Annotated in this window: 1 pseudogene; it reads left to right on the top strand. The window is 78.7% G+C overall.

The features are described from left to right. Positions 1–185, top strand: a pseudogene (locus IEZ31_RS57320) (chitin-binding protein); the annotation flags it as partial. Positions 186–249: the final 64 nt, after the last annotated feature.

Below are 249 nucleotides of genomic sequence, written 5' to 3'. Positions count from 1 at the left end.
CGGCCGCGCCGGAGGGGACGGCCGCGCCGGAGGGGACGGCCGCGCCGGAGGGGACGGCCGCGCCGGAGGGGATGGCCGCGCCGGAGGGGATGGCCGCGGAGACTGCTGGTTCGCGCGGAGCGGCGTCCGCCGAGGACCCGTCCGCCGCCGCGTCCGGTCCCCGCTCGGGCTCCTGGCCGGAGTGATCTGGCCGGAGTGATCTGGCCGGAGTGATCTGGCCGGAGTGATCTGGCCGGAGTGATCTGGCCG

This window comes from Dactylosporangium sucinum (assembly GCF_014647515.1).
Taxonomy (GTDB): domain Bacteria; phylum Actinomycetota; class Actinomycetes; order Mycobacteriales; family Micromonosporaceae; genus Dactylosporangium; species Dactylosporangium sucinum.
Note: the sequence above shows the minus strand (reverse complement) of the source record. Positions and strands in the feature narration are given on the sequence as shown.